The organism is Brevibacillus sp. FW306-2-1A-C05A, assembly GCF_058781555.1.
Window position 1 is genome coordinate 1 of record NZ_JBYSWV010000099.1, and the last position, 2,206, is coordinate 2,206.

At 47.2% G+C, this 2,206-nt stretch carries 3 protein-coding genes; all 3 read left to right on the forward strand.

Annotated features, from left to right (window positions below; genetic code table 11):
- The first annotated feature begins 101 nt into the window (after positions 1 to 101).
- A complete protein-coding gene (locus AC3WJN_RS25465) occupies positions 102 to 782 on the forward strand; it encodes a vWA domain-containing protein (protein WP_327953751.1) in 681 nt (226 codons plus the stop codon).
- On the forward strand, positions 783 to 1,805 hold the full coding sequence (locus AC3WJN_RS25470; RefSeq protein WP_327953752.1) for an ATP-grasp domain-containing protein: 1,023 nt from the start codon (positions 783 to 785) through the stop codon (positions 1,803 to 1,805). It abuts the gene before it with no gap.
- A 90-nt stretch (positions 1,806 to 1,895) separates the two neighbouring features.
- A partial coding sequence (locus AC3WJN_RS25475; RefSeq protein WP_492329357.1) for a transposase occupies positions 1,896 to 2,206 on the forward strand: 311 nt, incomplete at its 3' end.

Consider the following 2,206-nt stretch of genomic DNA (forward strand, 5'->3'; position numbering starts at 1 on the left):
CAAGAAAATGTCTGGGCTGGAAGACCGCTTACGAATCATTCATGGAAGCTCTGTCGCACTTGTCTTGACAATTCGTCTTTCGAAAAAAAGGAGGTCAGCCGATGATATCGTTTGTTAAAGACGTGCAGGTGGTACTGGAAAAGAAAAAGCTGCAACAGGTAAAGGCGCGGGTTGCATTGGTCCTTGATATAACCGGCTCTATGCGTCCGTACTATAAAAACGGTACGGCTCAAAAGGTAGTAGAACGCATTTTAGCAGTGGCGAGCCAGTTTGATGATGACCAGACACTCGATGTATGGGTCTACGATCATCGGTTCTCCCGCCTTCCATCCGTAACAGTGAAAGACTTTGAGAACTACGTAAACCGTGCCATCCTGGAAAACGCTTCTGTTGAAAAGTTCGGTCGGAACGACGAGCCGTTAGTCATGCGCGATATTATTGCCAAATATACGCAAGAAGAGCCTAGCAGTCTGCCCACCTACATCACTTTCATCAACGATGGCGGCGTAAAAAAAGGGGCAAATGAAGCTGGCGATTCCGTTCAAAAGTTGATTATCGAGTCATCCGCAAAGCCGTTGTTTTGGCAATTCGTAGGGATCGGCAACGCAGACTTCGGCGTGTTGAAAAAGCTAGATACGATCGAAGGACGCTTTATCGATAACGCCAACTTTTTTCAAATTGATAACATTGACACCATTTCAAACGCAGCTCTATACGACCTGCTGCTGAACGAGTTCCCGCTTTGGCTAGAAGAAGCAAAACAAAAAGGAGTTTTGGCTTAAATGAAAAAACGGCTCTGGTTCAATCGGACTTTTGCTACGGCGTATCCAATCGTTGAAATGATTCGCAATAACCCTGACAATATCGCCTTCGAGATTTTTGTGACTCACCCGAAACGCCATAGCGTGATGCTGCAAATCGCAGACCATGCTGAACTGGAGCCGACACTCGATGTACCGCAATACATCGACTATTGCCTGTCATTTTGTAAAAAGCACCAGATTGACGTATTTCTCCCCAACTATCGGCTCGTGGAAATCTCCCAACATATCGAAGAGTTTCAACGGCTGGGCACACAGGTTATGATCGCTCAGGAACATCAGTTGCTGGAGGAAATCTCAGATAAAGGAAAGCTGTTTGAGTTGTTTGCAAACGTACCGGAAGTATCGCTTCCCGCGTATCAGATTGTAAACACGGCCGAGCAATTCCAGGCTGCCTATGAACAGCTCAAACAAAATGGCGACAAAGTGTGCTTCAAGCCTGCCCGTGGCGAAGGCGGAGCAGGATTTTATGTAGTGGAGGATCGGCTTGATCCGTTTGATCGCCTGTTTCGCTCCGCCCACTATCAGATCACGCCAGAAGAAGCGCTCCGCGCGCTGTCCACGCGCAAGACTTTTGACGACATCATGGTTATGGAGTATTTGGACCAGTATGAATACAGCATCGATTGCCTCGCCTACGGAGGACAATTGCTGGCAGCGGTACCGCGCAAAAAAGTCGAAGGCCGTATTCGCAAACTGGAACATAACGAAGAGTTGCTGAGAATTGCAGAAGCAGTACAACAGAGGCTTCAGCTTTCCTACCTATATAATGTACAAGTCAAATACAAGAACAACGTACCGAAGCTCTTGGAAATCAATCCGCGAGCCTCCGGCGGAATGTATGCGTCTTGCCGCTCCGGAGTGAACTTCCCGTACCTGGCGTTGAAGCTGCTATTGACTGGCAAAGCGAACGTGCCTGTACCGAAGTTGGATATTCTAACGACTCATGTGGAGCGAGAAATTGAATTGGTACGGTTTTGGTAAGCGATAGACACAAGCCACTGTAGCATGAAAACGAGAGCGTAAAAAGTTTTGTGTAAATGGTTAAACTTCCCAGTAAGGAGATGATCATTTATGCAAGACAAAAGAGACATGACGATCAAGGAGTTAGCGAAGGATTGCCGTACCATCGAGGACGTGCACGCCCTATTAAAAGATTTGTTCCGCGACACCATTCAGCAGTTGTTTGAAGCAGAAATGGATGCTCATTTGGGCTATGCCAAACATAGTTCTGACGGCGATCACACGGGAAATAGTCGGAATGGGTATAGCAAAAAGACGTTGAAAACAAAGTTTGGCCATACAGATTCATCCACCGTTCCACCCGTCGCTCATGACGCATTTTCGCAAACGTCTGGGCGAGCAAGTTCTCCGCGAAATCAACG